Here is a 19,298-nt window from a genome sequence, read left to right as displayed (position 1 = left end):
TGGAGCCGATCATGAGCGTGACGGAACTCGATCCTGCAAGCCTGCGGACAGCATCGACCCCAGACACATCCTCTACACCGCATCGGGTAGGAAGCGGCGAGCGGGGCGTTCCCGGCGTATCACGGCCAGCTCAGCCTGCCCATGTCATTACCAGCGATGAGGAGGCGGTCGAAGTCGCTCACCGTCTTGCGGCACGCTTTGCAGAAGGTGCATCGGAACGAGACCGCCATTCGGCCATTCCCCGGGATGAATTGGATGCATACTCCCAGTCCGGTCTGTGGGCGATCAATGTGCCACGCGCTTTCGGTGGCGCAGATGTTTCCTATGCCACCGTGGCGGAAGTGATCAGGATCATTTCCGCAGCCGATCCCTCCATTGGACAGATCACGCAAAATCATCTCGGCATTGTTTTCTCCATCCGCGCCAACGGAACACCGGAACAACAATCGATCCTGTTCGGGGAGATCCTGCGCGGCACACGTCTCGGCAATGCATTCTCGGAACGAGGCACCAAGAATGTCGCTGAATTTATCACGCGTTTTACCGATCAGGGTGATCATGTTATCGTTACCGGGCAAAAATATTATTCCAGCGGGGCATTGCTGGCGCATCTGGTGCCGATTGTAGCACTGGATGAACAGAACCGCGCCTGGTACGCGATCGCCGATCGCAATGCACCGGGCCTGACGGTCATCAATGACTGGTCGGCTTTCGGCCAGCGTGGCACGGCCAGCGGGACAGTCTTGATTGATCATGTCAGGGTGCCCAAAACCCATCTGATCGCCGGTTTCAAAGCCTATGATCCGGCCACGGTGCAGGCGGAAAGCGCTATCTTCCAGATCATTCAGGCTGCCGTTGATGCCGGTATCGCCGAAGCCGCCATCAAGGACACCATCCGGTTCGTCCGGGAGAAAGCACGTCCCTGGATTGATGCCGGACAGGACAATGCCTGGGAAGATCCCTACACCATTCAGACGATTGCCTCCCTTCAGATTCGTCTGAATGCCGCATTGGCCATACTGGAGAAAGCAGGCCACGCCATTGATGAGGCTGTCGCCAATCCGACCACGGATACCGTGGCCCGTGCGCAGATCATCACCGCCGAATCCAAGGTTTTGACAACAGAAATCGCTATCGAAGCCACCAATAAACTGTTCGAATTGGGGGGAACCTCCTCCACGGATGGCAAATACAATTTTGATCGCCACTGGCGGAATGCGCGGACTCATACGCTGCATGACCCTGTGCGCTGGAAATATGCGGCCATCGGCAATTACTACCTGAATGGCATCAACCCTCCCCTGCACGCCTGGAGCTGAGAGTACGACCATGAGCCAGTTACGATTTGCCTATTGGGTACCGAATGTCAGCGGCGGTCTGGTCGTCAGTAAAATTCCCCAGCGCACACATTGGGGAATTGACTACAATGTCGAGCTTGCCCGCACGGCAGAAGAGGTCGGTTTCGATTACGCTTTGACACAGATTCGCTTCATCGGCAGCTATGGTGCTGAATCCCAGCATGAAAGCACGACGTTTTCAGCCGCTTTGCTGGGGGCGACAAAAAAGCTGCGCGTGATCACTGCCATTCTGCCCGGACCATGGCATCCGGCGGTGGTCGCCAAAATCGGAGCCACAGCCGATCATCTTTTTAATAGCCGCTGGTCGGTCAACATTGTCAGCGGATGGTTTCAGGGCGAACAGGAAGCCATGGGGCTTGGCTGGCCGGATCATGAGGCGCGCTATCGCCGCTCCCGTGAATTTATTGATATTCTCAAGGGAATATGGACCACCGACCATTTCAGCTATGATGGTGAATTCTACAAGATCAACGATTTTACGCTTAATCCGAAACCACTCAGCAAACCGCATCCGGAGATTTTTCAGGGCGGAAATTCCAGTGCGGCACAGCGGAACGCGGGCGCGGTTTCCGATTGGTATTTCATGAACGGCAACAGCCTGGATGGCTTAAAAGAGCAGATCACCAAGGTCCGTGCTCTGGCAGCGGAAAACGGCCGAACTGTAAAATTTGCCGTCAATGCTTTCGTCATTGCACGCAGCAGCGAACAGGAAGCACGCCAGGAGCTTGCCCGCATCGTTGGCGCTGCGGACAAGGAAGCGGTGGAGGCCTTCGGCACTGCCGTCAAACAGGCCGGTCAGTCCTCTCCGGATGGAAAAGGCATGTGGCAGGACAGCAAATTTGAAGATCTGGTGCAGTATAATGACGGCTTCCGCACCAATCTGATCGGCACGCCGCAACAGATTGCAGAACGCATCCTTACTCTGAAATCGCTTGGTATAGACCTTGTCCTGACCGGCTTCCTTCATTTCCAGGAGGAGCTAAAGGCATTCGGGGAGGAGGTCATCCCCCTGGTGCGTGCCTTGGAAAACGGACAGAAAATAGCCGCCTGATATCGATCCTGTGGCGGATGAACGCATCCGCCACAAACGACCTTCCTGATGACTGAAAACCGGTCGTCAATCCAGAAAATCCAGCCCGATATCCAGTACCGCAGAGCTGTGAGTCAGCCATCCGGCTGAAATCAGATCTACCCCGCTTTCAGCGATGGCTGGTGCTGTCTGCGGCGTAATCCGCCCCGATGCCTCAGCAATGGCGCGGCCATTGATGATCCCTACTGCCTGCCTCAGCGTGGCCGGATCCATATTGTCCAGCAGGACGGCATCGATATCGTATTCCAGCACCTGATGCAGCTGCGTCAGTGTATCCACCTCGACCTCAATTTTGACCAGATGGCCGATGCTGGAACGCGCCCGCTTGATGGCTGTCGCCACACCTCCGGCAATGGCGATATGATTGTCCTTGATCAACACCGCATCATCGAGACCGAAGCGATGATTGCTGCCGCCACCGGCACGCACTGCATATTTCTCGACAGCACGCAATCCCGGTGTCGTCTTTCGCGTGCAGCATATACGCGCCTTGGTATGGGCGATTGCATCGGCAATTCCGGCCGTTGCCGTCGCGATACCACTCAGATGTCCCAGAAAATTAAGGGCGACACGCTCCCCGGTCAGCAACCCGCGTGCAGGGCCATCAATGGTGGCAATGGCATCCCCAGGCATCACCCGACCGCCATCGGGAACGTGGATAGAAAAATGGATCCGTGGCTCCACCAGATGAAAAGCGAGCCTGGCAAGGTCAAGCCCGGCAATGACCCCAGGCTGGCGTGCTTGCAAAGCCACGCGCGCGGTCTGCGTCGCCGGTATGACGGCATCCGTGGTAATATCCCCTGCCCGGCCAAGATCCTCCAGCAATGCGGCACGGACCAGTGGTTCCAGCAGCAGATCGGGCAAAGGGGTCATGATGCCTCCTGTTTCAGCACTGCTGGACTATCCGGTCTGGCCTGAGCGTTCATCGAACAGGCGGTACGGGCCAGCACAGATATCGCCGATTCGCTGCGCCGAAGCGGGAGTAGAGTAGAGGGATAATCATCCCTCGCATGACCTCCGCGGCTTTCTTTCCGGGCCAGCGCAGCATCGGCAATCATCAGCCCGATCAACGCCGCATCATCTTGCTCCGCAAGGGGGCGCAGCGCTGCAATAGCCCGGCTCAGCCCTGCATGATCACGCAGGACGCCGACATCACGACTCATCACGGCACGCACAGCATCGCCGGCACCACATGTAATCGCGTCAGGCATGGCAGGCGCTGGCAACAGTGGCACAACAGGCGGAGCCGTCTGCGCCGCGATGCTCTCCGCAACCCAGCCACCGGTGACGGCGGCCTCCAGCAACGAATTGCTCGCCAGCCGATTGGCTCCATGCAGACCTGTGCATGCCGCCTCCCCGCAAGCCCACAGCCCGGGAACGGAACTTCTGCCCTCCTTGTCCACCACGATACCACCCATGTGGTAATGCGCAGCGGGACGGATCGGTATTGGCTGCACTGACGGATTGAGGCCCGCCCCCCGGCAAATGGCATCAATAGCCGGAAAGCGAACCGGGAAACGGGCACCGACCGCCTTTGTTGCGTCAAGATAAACGCGATGACCTTCAGCGAGATGCCGGAAAACGCCACGCGATACCACATCCCTGGGCGCCAGATCGTCAGGGAGAAACCTCTCTCCTGTCTCGTCGATCAAAGCCGCCCCTTCACCGCGGACGGCCTCACTGATCAACGGCATCGGATCGCATCCGGCATCAAAGGCAGTAGGATGAAACTGCACGAACTCCATATCCCCCAGCAACGCTCCGGCCCGAGCCGCAAGGGCCAGCCCCGCTCCCGTAGCTCCTTTCGGATTGGTGGTATGGGCATACAGACCGCCGACGCCGCCGGTGGCAATCACCACGCGGCCGGTGCGGATACAGTGAAATGATCCTTTCCGCGCAAACAGCAAACCGGCCACGGCACCATTGACGGTGATCAGCCGCACCGCCCGCGCACAATCCAGCAGCGTTATCGACGATTCATTTCTGGCTGCCGCGAGCACGGCCCGAAGAATTTCTCGTCCGCTGCCATCGCCTTGCGCGTGGACGATGCGACGACGACTATGCGCGGCTTCAAGCCCCAGCCTGAAGGCGCCAGACTCATCCCGATCGAACCGCGCCCCCAACTTCGCCAGCGCCTCCACCGCTGCCGGAGCAGCAGCGGTGATCCGGGCCACCACATCAGGGTCACAGAGGCCATCCCCGGCCGCCAGAGTATCCTGAGCATGCAATACCGGAGAATCATCCGGACCGAGCGCAGATGCGATTCCCCCCTGCGCCCAGCCGCTTGCCGCCTGCTCCCCAAACGGAGCAACGCTCAGCACCACAGAGGGAACAGGCGCCAGCCGCAGGGCCGTCATCAGCCCGGCCAGGCCCGCCCCTATGATGACAACCCGCCCATCGAGGGATGAGTGATCCATATGTCTGGACTCCAACAGTGCCGGCATGGCGAAACGGCAACAGGATCGAAGCGGTTCAGATCGCCAGCATGCGCTCCACTGCCTGGCGCGCCCTGTCAGCGACGGAGGCATCGATGGTCACTTCATGGGTCATCGTTTCCAGACTGTGCCGGATATTGGCCAGCGTGACCCGTTTCATGTGCGGGCACAGATTGCACGGACGCACGAATTCCACATCCGGGTGATGCACGGCAACATTATCGCTCATCGAGCACTCCGTGATCAGGACGACGCGGCCCGGCTTGTTTTGCGCCACATAATCCGACATGCCCGCGGTCGAGCCTGCATAATCGGCCTCCGCCACCACGTCCGGCGGGCATTCCGGATGCGCCAGCACGACGATACCGGGGTTTTCCGCCCGCAACTCCCTGATCTGTTCGGGCGTGAAGCGCTCATGCACCTCGCAATGCCCAGCCCAGGTAATGATGTTGACACCGGTTTCGTTGGCTATGTTCTGTGCCAGATACTCGTCCGGGATCATCATGACGCGCTCATGACCTTCCTGCACCAGCCGCTCCACGATTTTCCGTGCATTGCCGGACGTGCAGCACAGATCACTCTCCGCCTTCACCGCCGCCGAGGTATTCACATAAGTCACCACCGGAACACCGGGATAACGCTCCCGCATCAGCCGCACATCAGCCGCCGTGATGCTGTCGGCCAGCGAACAGCCAGCCGCCATATCGGGAATCAGCACGGTCTTGGACGGGTTAAGCAGTTTTGCCGTCTCGGCCATGAAATGCACGCCTGCCAGCACGATGACATCGGCGTCGACGAACTGCGCTTCGCGTGCCAGTTTCAGGCTGTCGCCGACAATGTCGGATACGCAGTGAAAGATTTCCGGTGTCTGGTAGTTATGCGCCAGAATCACTGCGTTGCGTTCCCGCTTCAGCCGTAGAATCGCCTCGATATCGCCTTCGAAAGCAGGCCATTCCATCGGGGGAATGACGCGCTTTACACGGTCGTAAAGCGATGAAACGTTTTCGATCGAATCCAGCAAGCACGCCTCCTATTATGCTCTTTTTGAGCATATTAAGATAAAAGATCGGCCTTCGTTGACAGCATTATGCTGTAAATGAGCATAATGCTGTCAAGTTGTTTTCCATATTTGCCGATAAAAATGAGGCGAACCCGATCCAGCAACATATCGTTTCAATTCATATCAATAGCTTACACCCTGCGCGCGTATAGCTTGGGGCTCTTTCGTCTGAGCACCGGAGCATCCTCCTGACGACGCGCCCGACCCCTTCGACCGCCACAATGCCCTTCGACAATCGCGGACGCTTCCGTCCTGGCAGGCAGCATTTGACCTTCATGCTGGGCGGAAAGCGTATTCTATATGCCTATATTCGCAAAAACGGATGCAGCAGCTTCAAGGCTGCGATGGGTCTCCATCCCGAAACACGCATTGGGCATATCCCGCGGAAATACAAAATCTGGCCATTCGGCCATTACGACGCCCGTATCTTTGTGTGGCGCGATCCTGAAGCACGCCTCGTCAGCCTGTTTCGCAATAAAATTCTTGACCGGCATAATGCAGAGGATCTGATCGCACGATATCAACGCATTATGCGTGAAGAGCCGTCAACATTTGAGAAATTTGCTGTTTTTGCGTCGTTGAACGGCGATCCGCATGTCGTGCCGCAGTATCGCCATCTACATCCGATCCGCTATTCGCACGCCATTGAACTCAGTCAGTTACATGATGCGATGGCCGATCTGGTCGGGACAGAAGAAGCAGCCATATTCCGCAAGCCCTTCAACCCGTCCCAGGCTACAAGGGTCGAGATTACCCCCGAAGCCCGCCGGATTATCCGTCATTATTACCGGCAGGATTATGCCATGGTCGAAAAATTGACCCGCCCATGACAGACAGAAAAGGGGCAGGACCAATCCGGTCGCTGCCCCCTTTATCCAGGCTTGCAAGACTGAAAATCAGCGTGTTTTCCACACACCTTGCGCTGTCTTGCACCAGTCCAGCGTATAGACATTTGGGGCATTGCGCCTTTTCAGCATCACATCATATCTGATTTTTCGGCAGGACATTCCGTCCTTTTGGTACTGCTCAACCAGGGTCAACGTGCCGCTGTTACCGGTCTTAGGATTGGACCACGGTTGGGTTGAGCCGTTGAACAGAGGCTCGTTTCCTAAGAGCGGGCCCGCTGCCTTACCAAGAGTGGCCAGGTCGCTCTTGTTGAGGGCCGAACCGTCAACGCTGGTGTAAAATGGATTGAGCTGGGCATGGGCATGGCTGGAGACCAGCAGAATTCCCATGATCAGTCCGGCTTTGAATAATTGCATACGCTCCAGCCCTCATTATAGCCAGCCTCGTTACAGATCGTCGCAGTCTGCTCGCCTCGCCCAGCGTCACACCCTGCGCGAAAACCAATCTGCCTGTGTAACACAAGGCGGGTCAATGGACGGCTTGCCACCGGCTCCACATGCGAGCGGCGGCAAGCTTTTCACGCAGGATCAGTCCGCGGACTGATCACCAAACGCATCCATGGCACGGGCAGAATAGACCAAAGCTGCGCCGGTATTCAGGGCAATGGCAACCCCCAAAGCCTCGGCCACTTCCTCCTTCGTTGCGCCCGCCTTACGGGCCGCCTCGGTATGGAACGCCAGACACCCATCGCAGCGTGTCGTGACAGCAACGGCAAGGGCGATCAGTTCCCTCGTTTTGGCATCCAGCACATTCGGAGACGGTGCCGCCGCCGCAAGAATGTCGTGGCCTTTCAGGACATCGGGGTTAACCTTCGCCAGCTTTCCCAGCTCGCCGCCCAACTGACCGCGATAAGCAGCCCAATCCAGCATTTTTCCGGCCATTCATATGCTCCCTTTTTTATTTCTGCTCCGATCCCGATACCCGACAAGCTGAAACAGTCAGGGCACCCGGGCCAAGGGCAGTTTGGAACCAGCCATACTCCGCTCCCGCATCACAGCACCCCGGAAGCGGTACAGTTTCGCAGGACGGCCACCCGTCTGCGCTGCCATAGCGCCGGTTTCCTCGACCAGTTCCTGCTGCTCCATCTGGCGACGAAAATTCTGCTTGTGCAAGCGGTGTCCGGCCAAAGCCTCCATCGCCACCTGAAGCTGACCAAGGGTAAAAGCATCCGGCATCAGTTCAAACACCACCGGACGATACTTGATCTTTGCCCGCAGCCTGGCAATTGCCGTCGCCAGAATACGGCGATGGTCATACAGCATAGACATTCCCGGCACGCGCCCGGCAGTGGGCGCGCGGGATTCAGCCACCAGCCCGGCTTCGTATAACAGTTCGTAGCGTTGCAGAACGAGTTCTTCGTTCCATTTCTCTCCACCGGTGCCGAAAGCGGCATCGCGCCGCAATGTCCGCTGCTGGCGGAGCATACCATCCGCCCCGGCGATCCAGGTTTCCAGACGGCGGGCAATCTCTGCCCCCAGCGCGACCCCGCCCATCTCGCGCCGATCCTCCCATGGAAAATAGGCATACCAGTTGCGCCGGCCCACCTGCCGTTCCGTCATACGGGTCAGCCCGAGATAGGAAATGGAAATCGCACGGCGCCCATCCCCCGCGCGGTCATGATCGGCGAAAGTGTAAAGCTGCTCGATATATCCCAGCGGATGGCCGGTCTGCCGTTCCACCCAGGAGCGTGTGCCGGCCTGAAGGGAACGATGCCCTTCCTCAAACGGGCCGGAAGGAAGGGCATGCCCCTCCTGCACCGTCAGCACCTGCGGATCGCCATCGGAGACCGCCGCCAGCACCGCGATCAGCTCAACCGCGACCGGAGAATTTCCGTTGGCAGGCAATATCCGTTCCTCTTTGTAACCGGACCGCTCCGGCCAGACTTCACCAGGGAGCAACAGGGGGAGCTTCAGAATCCGAACATGTGATCCAGCGAGAAAGCATCCGCCCGTTCCAGACCATGATATCCGAACAGTCGACATGTACGGTCACGGATCAGCACATACCCGCCCCTTCCCGCTGCATCCATCAGCTCCGGACCGAAAACCCGGTGTGGCCGCACCACATGGCTGCCGGAGCAGGGAATCGCAAGTGATTCCTCGGCAATCATCTTGCCCTCCGCATCATGCAGCAGCAGGGATGTGCAGGACAATGCACGCCAGGACGCGGAAGCCGGGTAGATCAGATGCGCGAAGCTCTCCAGCCCGTCCGCCCCCAGTTTCAGGAATAACCGCGTAGACAGGCCCGGCGGCGGCCCGGAATAGGATTGCGGCTCCCCGCGATAGGTCATCGCCGTGTTGTAGATATGCGCGCCGAAGCTGGTCTCCGCCGCATGACCGGAGACGCGATGCTCATAACGGAACAAGCCGTGCAGCCAGCCATCGGCATCTCCGCCATCACGGAAATCATAGACCAGCTCGCCATGGCCGCCCTCCGGCAGTGCGTCTTCCGGCAGAAGAGTGTCCAGATCGAGCGCCAGATCATGCTGACGCGGCAAGTTCCCCAGAAAATGCTCCGCCACTTTCCGGCCATCCGGGGCGAACAAATCGAGCCGCAGTGGCAGGGAGTTCTGCTCATGCGCCATCGGGGTCGGCTGGGCGATACTGCGGAAATACCGACGCGGCAGGATCGGGAATGGCAGCAGATAGCCCCGCCCCAGCAATGGGGACAGGGTACGGATACCCGGATCGGGCCGTAGATCGGCACGCTCCACATTCGGATGCGCAATGCGGGTCAATGCACCGCGGCTCACCTCATAGCGCGGTCTGACCACATGACGGCCCGCAAGAATTTCCACCTGTGCGGGCCAATATATCCCGGGCAGCAGCGTAGCGACATCCAAAGCCTCGGTCGCGAAAGGGGGAATGACCTTATCCAGCACCACCGGTTTTTCCGCACCCATGCGATCCAGCGCGATGGCTCCCGCCGGAATCGGCACGGCATGACTGTTCTGCACCCACAGGATCACACGCTCATCCTCACGCGGGGCGGGCAGGCCGGCATAGCGTTCAGACGGCCATGCATTGGCATCGTGCGTGCAGGATAATGAGTTGCCACCATAGGTATCCACTGCGTATTTCACCACATCATGCCCGGCAACGCCGATGGCATGGATGAAAAGCTGACCGGTGAATTCAGGCAGATCAAAGCGTGCCCTCACCTCGCGGCTGTCAATGACGATACCACCGGGACCGGCAGGCACCTTCTGTTCCCACGTTGCCAGCACTGATCCATCCTGTGCAAACAGACGCAGCCACAGCCGGACCGAGTTTGCACCGTATCCGGCCCAGTAATTGGCGGTGACCAATCGGGTCGAAAGGCCATTCTGCTCTCGGAAAAACGCAAAATTGGTCGCAAAATTCAGCCTGTCGAGATAGCGCGGCGCGGTCTGCAATGCCTCCGGGATACGGATATCCGCCAGCGTGACCAGCTCCGCCCCCTCAGGCATAAGAGAGTCCAGACGGTCGGCCAGCCGCATCGTATCGAAGGTCGCCGCCAGCACGATCTTCGCATCACTGCGAGGTAAATCGGTCACCGGACGCACATCCGGCTCCTGCAGGCGTTCCGTATCCTGCACGTAGAGCGCTTCCACCGGCGGCAATTCGGGCAGCATGACGAACAGGGTCCGGGCGATTCCCTCGGGATCGAAGACGGCGACTTTCCCCTTGCCCACCAACTGACGGGTCAGACGTGAGGCTGCCTCCGCCGCCAGAGGATGCGCCAGCGCCTTGTAAAGAACGTTGCCACCCTGGCGGTTATCGAAGGTTCTGATATCCAGCATACCCGTCTTCCAATCCTTGACTCAGATATTCAGACGATGGCGCAGCTCTGCCGCCACCGCAGGCGTATCATCCAGCGGCTCCGTCGCCCATTGCTCCAGCCGTCCGCGAAACGGCCTGACCCGGCCGCAGGCCATCATCCGATCATTGAACTGACCGATTCTGCGCGAACGACCCGGCAACCGCGCCAGCAGAACCGGCACTGAGGTCGCCACCGCCTCCGACACCATGGAGACACTGTCCTCGGTCGTCACGATAGCGTCAGCGCAGGCCAGCAATCCGAAATAAGGATTGTCTCCCTCGCCATTCCAGACCCATCCACCTCGCGGTTCAAGCGCCTGCCGCAGGGCGGAGACAGCATCCGGGGCGGTGCGGCGCGACGGAGTCAGCGCGATCCCCACATGGTCAGCCTGCATCATGGCCGCCAGATCAGCCCCCAACGCCACAGCCACATCACGATCCAGCCGGTAGCGACCATTGGAGCCTCCCACCAGAACGGCCACCAGCGGGCGAGGCAGATGCGCGAACCGCGGCGCCCATAGCGCCGCCGCCTCGGCCAGACGCTGGGGTGTCACGCCATGCAGCGCATTGCGGGTCACCAGAACATTGGGACCGGTCAGCCCATCATGTTCCGCCACCAGCACGACATCGAACCGGGCCGGGTTCATGCGTGGATGCTGGACCTGCACCACACGAAGCCCTGTCCTATGCCGGGATTTAAGCGCCGCACCGATCCGGGCCGCCATGCCGCCACCGCCGATGATGATCTCCGGGATCGCACCCGCCAGCGCCTGCGGCTCTATCGCACGCAACGGCATCGGCCATAGCGAGGGGGAAAGGTTTTTCCAGACGCCCCGGGCCTTCAGGGAGCGTATCTCGGGGGCCAACCCCACCGCCTCCGCGATACCTCTGATCTGGGCCTGTAAACCTGCATAAGGCTCCGAGATGGCCCAGGCAGCAGGATACACGGCAGACCCCACATGCCCCACAGGGGAGGAGCAGCGGTGCGTGGCAGGCAACGTAACGGGGGTTGTAGCAACAGACGAAGCAACCATGTCCTTCCTATCCGGTGCGTGGATCAACGCGTCAATGCACTGGATCAAGGCCAGTGCAAAAGCAGTGTTTTTTGGCGCAAAAAATCACCACCTTGATTGCAATCATTTCGATCCTGTTGGATTTTCAATCATGGACTCTTCCCGACCGATCCTCCGCCGATTCAGACCATAACCATGATGCAGACCACCTCTGCCATGATCCCTGAATTGACCGTCCGGCTGGAGACACCCGACCTTGATCCGTGGATCACCGGCAATACCAGCATACAGGGTTTTACCAGCATCACCGGGCCTAGACCTGGACCTCATGTTGTTCTGGTCGCTCTGACTCATGGCAATGAAATTGCCGGGGCCATCGTGCTGGATCAGCTGCTGAGACAGTGCATCAGGCCGTTACGGGGTTGCCTGACCTTCGGCTTTGCCAATCTGGCCGCTTTCGCACGCTTCGACCCCCGGCAACCTATCGCCAGCCGCTTTGTAGATGAGGATCTCAATCGGGTTTGGCAAAGCGATTTGCTAACCTCTGCCCCTGATAAAGCCTGTACCGGATTGCGAGAAGGCTATGAACTGTTCCGTGCCAGAGAAATCAAACCGCTGATCGACACGGCGGATGTCCTGATCGACCTGCACTCCATGCTGTGGCCATCCCGCCCCCTGATCCTGTGCGGTCGGAATCAACGGGGTCTGGCGCTGGGGCGCAAGGCGGGAGACCCGGCACTTCCTATTGCCGATGACGGACATGCAACTGGCCGCCGACTGATCGACTATACCCCGTTCTCCGAGGCTGGAAGCAAACGTACCGCCTTACTGGTGGAAGGCGGACAGCACTGGCATGCCGAGACGGTGACAACTCTGCGGCAGATTGTACTCAATCTACTGGCGGCACTGGAGATGATCCCGTCACAACAGAACGTTCCGCCGCCAGTGCCGTGCTGGAGCGTCACGCATACGATCATAGCGCGTACCGCCCGCTTCGCCTTTACACAGGCTTTCGTCGGCGGCCACATTATTCCACATGCTGGAACCCTGATCGCCCATGATGGCGATGAGACTGTTCGGACACCCTATGATGACTGTCTGCTGGTGATGCCAAGCCTGCGGGCCAGCGCCGGACATACCGCCGTCAGGCTGGCGAAACGAATCGAGACAATTCCAGGCGGATAACAGAGAAGGATCAAGCTTGGGTGGGCGGCATTACCCCCGCCGGGTATTTTCCTCGAACAATTCCGACAATTTCCGCATCATCGTGCCGCCGAGTTCTTCCGCATCCACAATCGTGACCGCGCGGCGATAATAGCGTGTGACATCGTGGCCGATGCCGATCGCCACCAGTTCGACCGCATTGCGCCCCTCGATCTCGCGGATCACATCACGCAGATGCCGTTCCAGATAGTTCCCCGGATTGACGGAAAGCGTGCTGTCATCCACCGGCGCGCCATCGCTGATCACCATCAGGATACGGCGATGCTCCGGCCGGGCCAGCAGGCGACGATAGGCCCATTGCAGAGCCTCGCCGTCGATATTTTCCTTCAGCAGCCCTTCCCGCAGCATCAGGCCGAGATTGCGGCGGGCACGACGCCATGGCGTATCAGCCGCCTTGTAGATGATATGACGCAGATCGTTCAGGCGACCGGGGAGACGCGGTTTGCCAGCGGCAACCCAGGCCTCCCGGCTCTGGCCGCCTTTCCAGGCGCGGGTCGTGAAGCCCAGCACCTCGACCTTCACTGCACAACGTTCCAGGGTGCGCGCCAGAATATCGCCACACATCGCCGCAACCGTGATGGGCCGCCCGCGCATGGAGCCTGAATTATCGAGCAAAAGGGTGACGACCGTATCGCGAAACTCCGTCTCCCGCTCCCGCTTGTAGGAGAGCGGCACGGTGGGATTGGCCACAACACGCGCCAGACGGCTGACATCCAGCAACCCGTCTTCCAGATCGAACGTCCATGAGCGCGTCTGCTGTGCCAGCAGGCGACGTTGGAGACGATTGGCGAGTTTCGAAACCACACCCTGAAGATGCTGCAACTGCTGATCCAGCATCTGCCGCAGGCGCGTCAGCTCATCGGAATCGCACAGATCCTCGGCCGCCACTTCCTCGTCATAAGCCTGCGTGAAAGCGCGATAGACCGTATTGTTCGGATCATCCTGTATGTCCCGCCGCTGCTGAGGGCCACCCGGGCTGTCCTCCCCATCTCCAGCGGCTTCGTCCGAGCCGATATCGGCGGTTTCCTCGCGGGAGTCGGTTTCTTCCAGCTCCTGCGGGCTGGCGCCGAGCATACTATCCTGCTCCTTGCGGCTTTCGCCCTCACCATCCGGCGCATTATCCTGCGCACCGGACTGCTCGCCCTGATCCTCGTCCTCGCCTTCTTCCAGCTCCTGCGAGTCCGGCTGGCTTTCATCAAAGGAAGATGGCTCCAGATCGAGCGTCGAGAGAAGCCGCCGTGTCACCCGCGCAAAAGCGGTCTGATCATCCTGATGCAACACCAGATCGGCCAGCGCATCCTGCACCGCCGGACCAAGCTGCGGTCGCCACAGATCCAGCACATGCCGCACTGAAGCTGGGGACACCTCACCGGTCATCTTTTCCCGCGCCAGAAGCGACAGGGCACGGGAAAGCGGGAGTTGATCCCGCTTGGTCATGCGATCACAGCCAGCCGTCTCGCATTCATCAGACAAACGGGCGTGCAGATTTGCGGCAACCCCCGCCATATGACGGCTACCGACGGATTCCACCCGCATCTGTTCCAGCGCGTCGTAAACTTCCCGCGCCTCCGGCTGGGTTGGCAGACGACTCTGATGTACGACCTCGTCATGGTGGCGCAGGCGCAGGGCCAGACTATCGGCAGCCCCGCGCAATTTGGCCATTTCGGCAGGCGGCAGGGCACGTGTCGGCATCGGCAGCCGCGCACGGCGGCCCACCAGCGCCGATGGGCCGGGCTGGAATGCCACCTGAGCCTCTGCCGTTCCCGCTATGGAGCGAAAGACCGAGGAGGTGGCCTTCTTGAACTCATCAACCCGGTTGGCAGCGTCTTGCACGCCGCCATCCTTCGAAGGGGGGCCGTTATGCCTGCTGCCGCTCATTCCCGTCTGCCTGCCCGCGATCAGAAGGCTTTCCGGTTGAACAGACCGGTCGGAATATCCTCGTTGAAGCAGCGCTGATAATATTCGGCCACGGTCGTGCGCTCCGCCTCATCGCATTTGTTCAGAAAGGTGACACGGAACGCAAAGCCTAGATCCTTGAAAATCCGGGCATTCTGGGCCCAGGTAATGACCGTCCGTGGTGACATCACTGTAGAAATATCGCCATTGATGAAACCTGCCCGGGTCAGCTCCGCCAGAGCCACCATGCTTTCGACCTCCTTACGGGCTTGCGGATTTTTCGCTCCATCCACACCCATTTTGGCCAGCACGATCTCCGTCTCCTGCGCATGCGGCAGATAATTCAGAGTGGTGACGATGTTCCAACGGTCCATCTGCCCCTGATTGATCTGCTGCGTGCCATGATACAGCCCGGTCGTATCGCCCAACCCGACTGTATTCGCCGTCGCGAACAGACGGAAGGAAGGATGCGGGCGGATGACGCGATTCTGGTCCAGCAGGGTGAGCTTGCCCTCGACCTCCAGCACGCGCTGGATCACGAACATCACATCCGGGCGGCCTGCATCGTATTCGTCGAACACCAGCGCACAGGCATGCTGCAACGCCCAGGGAAGAATTCCTTCGCGAAATTCCGTGACCTGACGACCATCCTTCAGCACGATGGCATCCTTGCCGATCAGGTCGATACGGCTGATATGGCTGTCCAGATTGACGCGGATACAGGGCCAGTTGAGCCGCGCCGCCACCTGCTCGATATGGGTGGACTTGCCAGTGCCGTGATAGCCCTGAACCATCACCCGGCGATTATGAGCATAGCCTGCCAGCAGGGCCAGCGTCGTCTCCGGATCGAAGCGATAGGTCGGGTCCGCCTCCGGCACATGTTCGGTCCGGATCGAGAAGGCGGGCACCTCCATATCGGAATCAATACCGAACACCTCTCTCACACGGAGAGTAATGTCGGGGACGGTCAATGCAGAAGTTGGGGCAATCCCTTCCTCCGGATCCCTTGTTTCGGAGATGGCGGCAACCTTGGTCATCAGCGAACTCGTCCTGTCTCAAGAAGGAAGCACGGTAACGTCATAAGGAAAGAGAGGCAAAACCGGTAGAATGGCGTAGCACGAATCAGGCAGCCTGCTCGGAAGCGTTTCCATTCCGGGCGGGTTCCCCGGCCAGACCCCGCCGCAGCGTGGCATAGGCCTGGTTGATGACTTTCAGCCGCTCCTCGGCCTCACGGCTGCCTCCGTTGGCATCCGGGTGATACCTCTTGGCCAGCTCCTTGTAGCGGCTTCTGATATCTTCCCAGGTCACAGGCCAGGGCAGACTCATGATCATCAGCGGCTCCCGTAATTCTTTTGGGGGGCGCTCCTCCTCCGGTTTTTTACGGCGGGTGGCAGCAGCCGCGCCATCGCGCAGCACGCCCAGCGGATCACGCAATAAATCTTCCGGCGCAACGGGAGCACCGTTTTGGCCCAAAGGCCAGCTGGGCCGCTGCCATGCGGTATCAGCCCGCAGATGCGCCTCAATCTGGCCCGGGCTCATTCCCTTATAAAAATCCCACGACGCATTGTAGGCGCGGACGTGCTCCAGGCAGAACCACCAGTAATGGCGTAGTTCGGTCCTCGATTTTGGTGCACGATAAGCGGCCGGCATCTCACAGCCAGCCATGTCACAGTCACGGGTCGGCGCGTCCGGATCGGGCGCGTAGGCCCTCGTTCGCGGAGCGCGTCTGGCCATCATGTCCTCTTATGTGCAACGGGAGACACGAAACGCAACCCATCCCGTGCCTATCTGGATCAATATCGCCCGAGACTCTTTCTCAGAACAGCAAAAAAAGCGATACTGGCGGCATGACACAGGAACATGCTCCCCTCATAGGCAGCCGCGCGCAACGGATCGAAGACGTTTTACGCGCCCGCTTTACCCCGGTACATCTCGATGTGCAGGATGACAGTGCTCGCCATGCAGGCCATGCCGGACTCCGTCATCAGAGCCGAGGCCCAGCCAGCACGGGCGAAACACATTTCAAAGTGACACTGATCTCTGACACTTTCCACGGCATATCCCGTGTCCAGCGCTCCCGCGCCGTGCATGAGGCTCTGGAGGCTGAATTCGCAGGCGGGCTGCATGCTCTGGTCCTGAGTCTGCGCACTCCGGAAGAACAGGCGGCGATCAACGCCGCCTGAACCAGCATCCGGAGCGGATCAGCTTATCGACCGGCCAGGAAGGCTGGATGGGTCCGCACCCACGAATGTCAGCATCGTCTGATCGGGCAGGCTGAGTGTCACATAACCCGCTTGGACAGTCTTGACGATGCTCGCGGTATCATAGCCTTCCAGCACCAACGAATCCTGACCCGGATTGAAATCAAAGATCACCGCCGATCCACCGGCCTGCCCGGCAATGACGGTGTAAATATCTTGGCCTGAGCCTCCGGCAATGCTCATGGCACCACTGCCGATATAGGTGGTATCGTTGCCGCTTCCCAGCGTCGCGATTGTAATACCCGCGCCACCCCAGAGCATGTCATTTCCAGAACCACCCCAGAACACAGTGTTTCCATTGGAAAGAAGCTGGGTGCCCGCATTGCCGCCCATCACGGTCGTTGCATTGCCACCGATAATCGTATCTGTAGCGTTGCTGCTCCCAAAGACCAGCATATTGCCGGCCTGCCCGACCACATGATCTCCTGACTGCCCAACGACGGTGCTGCTGCCACTTCCTCCAAGGATGCTATTGGCACCCTGCGCACCGCCGAAAACCAGGGTCGCTCCGCTGCCGCCATAAATGGCGTTCCCGCCGCCTCCGATCACCGTGGCATTGCCCGCACCGTTGACGATCACGCTCCCTGCACCACCAGCAGCGAACACCCCGTCTCCCGCACCACCGAACACTGTCATGGTACCGCCACCCCCGTAAACCTGGGATGCTTCCTTTCCTCCTACGAATGTCAGCGTCCCGGCCCCGCTGGCGGCAACCCGAACCGATGCCATACCAGCGCTGATCGTATCAGCGCCTGCGCTCCATACCGTGGCGCTACCGCTGGTCAGGGACAGTGTGTTTGCCGACCCCGCAGCCATTGCAACGCCACCCGTTCCCAGTCCGGAAGCCGAACTTACAGCGATGGCGGCGCCCTGCAGAACCGTTCCGCCAGTATATGTGTTACTGCCCGACAAGGTCACAGTCCCGGGGGCTTTCACCGTCAGGAGCCCGTTGCCGGAGATCGTGCCATCCAGGGATATGCTTCCGGCCCCCTGCAAGGTTGCCGGCCCTGTCAAAAGAATGGATTGGGAAGATTGAAAACCAGCTTGAACGCTCATATTTCCGGACAGTGAGAAAACCGGATCGAACGAGACCGATGATTGGGGCGAGTGACCATTGGCCCTTAATCCAAACAGCCCGTTCGCTTCATCGTAAAGAACATCGAAGCCTGCCAGAGCATGCAGGCCGGTATTCACAAAAGTACCAGTCGATGAATTGCCTGCGCTGACAAAAGAAGGCGCCACACCCGTGGGGGTTCCGGTATTGAATGAATATTGTACAGCGCCGCCCGTTCCCAACATGGAAAGAGTAATGGTGCTGTTGGCAGGCAGCCTGCTTCCGCCCTCATATTTCAGGAACATTTCATTCAGGCCGGTATCAATCAACACTGAGCCTGCCGGCAGTACCTTGCCATTCACGGTAACAGTCACCGGCGGTGCCAGCCAATCACCGGATTGCGATGCCGGAGCAAGTTTGGTGAAAGCCCATCCGCTGCCCGCGTTCGCCTGATTCAGCCCGACAGTCAGACCAGCCTGACTGATGATATAGCCACGCGACATAGCCCCCGACTGCATCGGAGCAAGATTCATGAGAGCGCTGTAGGCAGTAGTATAGTTTTGCTGCGTCGTCGCATCATAATCGAAGCGCAAGCCCATCATATGCGCATGGCTGTTGTCGGAGACGAGAACCTTGAAGGTCGTCGTCAGTGGCTGCCCACTGCTATCGGTTGCATCGGCAAAAGCCAGAGTTAGCGGCACATAGTAGCCAGTAATACTGACGTTATCGCTGCTATAGGTGAGGGAACCGGGGGGGGGTAGGTCTGCAACTGCGCCTCTGTAAAACCGGGCAATGCAGCCTGAACTAAACTCAGTGGCATGACAGTCGGGAAAGCGCCGGTATCGACCACAAAGGTCGATGTCATATTGCTGATCGCCTGCGAGGACACAGTGGGCACGAGGGCTGCGGTTAATGCCCCGTTGGCTGCCTGCCCGGCCAATCCAACCACCCAAACCCTGACATTCAGCGTGCCAGTTGCCGTAAACTGACTGAAGTCCGGCGTGACATATTGGCCGTTGGAATGAAAAAGAAGCGGGATCGTCACTGATTCAGCAGAGCCGGAATAAATATTCCAGCTTGGCACCCCATTGGAAGAATTAGACATCCGATTCAGCCCCTGAAATAAATACGCAGATATTTGTATATATATTATGATTTTTATGAAAAATCAGCACAGTAAATTACAACCAATAAAAACAAA

18 protein-coding genes are annotated in these 19,298 nt (G+C 59.1%); 5 read left to right on the top strand and 13 right to left on the bottom strand.

Going from position 1 to position 19,298, the window contains the following annotated elements; all coding sequences use genetic code 11:
- The first annotated feature begins 11 nt into the window (after window positions 1-11).
- Window positions 12-1,319: an SfnB family sulfur acquisition oxidoreductase gene (locus GBCGDNIH1_RS15635; protein WP_011631351.1), complete on the top strand. Its 1,308-nt coding sequence runs from the start codon at window positions 12-14 to the stop codon at window positions 1,317-1,319.
- Window positions 1,320-1,329: 10 nt separating this feature from the next.
- Entirely contained in the window at window positions 1,330-2,409 is a 1,080-nt protein-coding gene (gene sfnG, locus GBCGDNIH1_RS15630; RefSeq protein ID WP_011631350.1) for a dimethylsulfone monooxygenase SfnG, read from the top strand.
- 66 nt (window positions 2,410-2,475) lie between these two features.
- Here sfnG and nadC read toward each other — a convergent pair whose 3' ends face one another.
- From nadC to nadA, 3 genes are read right to left on the bottom strand one after another with little or no spacing between them, the layout of a single operon-like run.
- On the bottom strand, window positions 2,476-3,321 hold the full coding sequence (gene nadC, locus GBCGDNIH1_RS15625; protein ID WP_011631349.1) for a carboxylating nicotinate-nucleotide diphosphorylase: 846 nt from the start codon (window positions 3,319-3,321) through the stop codon (window positions 2,476-2,478).
- The gene (locus GBCGDNIH1_RS15620) at window positions 3,318-4,865 is read right to left on the bottom strand and encodes an L-aspartate oxidase (protein ID WP_157691974.1); all 1,548 of its coding nucleotides are present in this window, start codon (window positions 4,863-4,865) and stop codon (window positions 3,318-3,320) included. Before GBCGDNIH1_RS15620 ends, nadC begins: the two co-directional genes overlap by 4 nt.
- 55 nt (window positions 4,866-4,920) lie before the next feature.
- A complete protein-coding gene (gene nadA / locus GBCGDNIH1_RS15615) occupies window positions 4,921-5,904 on the bottom strand; it encodes a quinolinate synthase NadA (RefSeq protein ID WP_011631347.1) in 984 nt (327 codons plus the stop codon).
- A gap of 314 nt (window positions 5,905-6,218) precedes the next feature.
- Here nadA and GBCGDNIH1_RS15610 point away from each other — a divergent pair, with 314 nt between their 5' ends.
- Entirely contained in the window at window positions 6,219-6,773 is a 555-nt protein-coding gene (locus GBCGDNIH1_RS15610) for a sulfotransferase family 2 domain-containing protein (protein ID WP_025318291.1), read from the top strand.
- Window positions 6,774-6,839: 66 nt separating this feature from the next.
- Here GBCGDNIH1_RS15610 and GBCGDNIH1_RS15605 read toward each other — a convergent pair whose 3' ends face one another.
- From GBCGDNIH1_RS15605 to GBCGDNIH1_RS15585, 5 genes are all read right to left on the bottom strand, one after another.
- A complete protein-coding gene (locus GBCGDNIH1_RS15605) occupies window positions 6,840-7,205 on the bottom strand; it encodes an RT0821/Lpp0805 family surface protein (RefSeq protein ID WP_011631345.1) in 366 nt (121 codons plus the stop codon).
- Between the two features lie 171 nt (window positions 7,206-7,376).
- On the bottom strand, window positions 7,377-7,718 hold the full coding sequence (locus GBCGDNIH1_RS15600; protein ID WP_025286149.1) for a carboxymuconolactone decarboxylase family protein: 342 nt from the start codon (window positions 7,716-7,718) through the stop codon (window positions 7,377-7,379).
- A 69-nt stretch (window positions 7,719-7,787) separates the two neighbouring features.
- Complete coding sequence (locus GBCGDNIH1_RS15595) at window positions 7,788-8,747, bottom strand: NUDIX hydrolase (RefSeq protein WP_338014266.1); 960 nt, start codon at window positions 8,745-8,747, stop codon at window positions 7,788-7,790.
- 11 nt (window positions 8,748-8,758) lie between these two features.
- On the bottom strand, window positions 8,759-10,630 hold the full coding sequence (locus GBCGDNIH1_RS15590; RefSeq protein WP_011631342.1) for a hypothetical protein: 1,872 nt from the start codon (window positions 10,628-10,630) through the stop codon (window positions 8,759-8,761).
- Between the two features lie 21 nt (window positions 10,631-10,651).
- Window positions 10,652-11,683, bottom strand: coding sequence for a mitochondrial fission ELM1 family protein (locus tag GBCGDNIH1_RS15585; protein WP_025318287.1), 1,032 nt, complete (start codon window positions 11,681-11,683; stop codon window positions 10,652-10,654).
- 174 nt (window positions 11,684-11,857) lie between these two features.
- Between GBCGDNIH1_RS15585 and GBCGDNIH1_RS15580 the strand changes: the two genes are divergently transcribed.
- Window positions 11,858-12,847, top strand: coding sequence for a succinylglutamate desuccinylase/aspartoacylase domain-containing protein (locus GBCGDNIH1_RS15580; RefSeq protein ID WP_232449674.1), 990 nt, complete (start codon window positions 11,858-11,860; stop codon window positions 12,845-12,847).
- A 30-nt stretch (window positions 12,848-12,877) separates the two neighbouring features.
- Here the strand turns inward: GBCGDNIH1_RS15580 and cobT are convergent, their stop codons facing one another.
- From cobT to GBCGDNIH1_RS15565, 3 genes are all read right to left on the bottom strand, one after another.
- Window positions 12,878-14,764, bottom strand: a complete 1,887-nt coding sequence (cobT, locus tag GBCGDNIH1_RS15575) for a cobaltochelatase subunit CobT (RefSeq protein WP_011631339.1) — start codon at window positions 14,762-14,764, stop codon at window positions 12,878-12,880.
- Window positions 14,765-14,784: 20 nt separating this feature from the next.
- Window positions 14,785-15,819, bottom strand: a complete 1,035-nt coding sequence (gene cobS, locus GBCGDNIH1_RS15570) for a cobaltochelatase subunit CobS (RefSeq protein ID WP_011631338.1) — start codon at window positions 15,817-15,819, stop codon at window positions 14,785-14,787.
- An 85-nt stretch (window positions 15,820-15,904) separates the two neighbouring features.
- Window positions 15,905-16,519, bottom strand: a complete 615-nt coding sequence (locus tag GBCGDNIH1_RS15565) for a J domain-containing protein (RefSeq protein ID WP_011631337.1) — start codon at window positions 16,517-16,519, stop codon at window positions 15,905-15,907.
- 110 nt (window positions 16,520-16,629) lie between these two features.
- Here GBCGDNIH1_RS15565 and GBCGDNIH1_RS15560 point away from each other — a divergent pair, with 110 nt between their 5' ends.
- On the top strand, window positions 16,630-16,965 hold the full coding sequence (locus GBCGDNIH1_RS15560; RefSeq protein ID WP_025318284.1) for a BolA family protein: 336 nt from the start codon (window positions 16,630-16,632) through the stop codon (window positions 16,963-16,965).
- Between the two features lie 18 nt (window positions 16,966-16,983).
- Here GBCGDNIH1_RS15560 and GBCGDNIH1_RS15555 read toward each other — a convergent pair whose 3' ends face one another.
- Complete coding sequence (locus GBCGDNIH1_RS15555; protein ID WP_043452710.1) at window positions 16,984-18,798, bottom strand: beta strand repeat-containing protein; 1,815 nt, start codon at window positions 18,796-18,798, stop codon at window positions 16,984-16,986.
- The gene (locus GBCGDNIH1_RS15550) at window positions 18,789-19,202 is read right to left on the bottom strand and encodes a hypothetical protein (protein WP_157692804.1); all 414 of its coding nucleotides are present in this window, start codon (window positions 19,200-19,202) and stop codon (window positions 18,789-18,791) included. Before GBCGDNIH1_RS15550 ends, GBCGDNIH1_RS15555 begins: the two co-directional genes overlap by 10 nt.
- Window positions 19,203-19,298: the final 96 nt, after the last annotated feature.

Origin of the sequence: Granulibacter bethesdensis CGDNIH1, from assembly GCF_000014285.2 — a bacterium.
GTDB classification, from domain to species: Bacteria; Pseudomonadota; Alphaproteobacteria; order Acetobacterales; family Acetobacteraceae; genus Granulibacter; species Granulibacter bethesdensis.
Note: the sequence above shows the minus strand (reverse complement) of the source record. Positions and strands in the feature narration are given on the sequence as shown.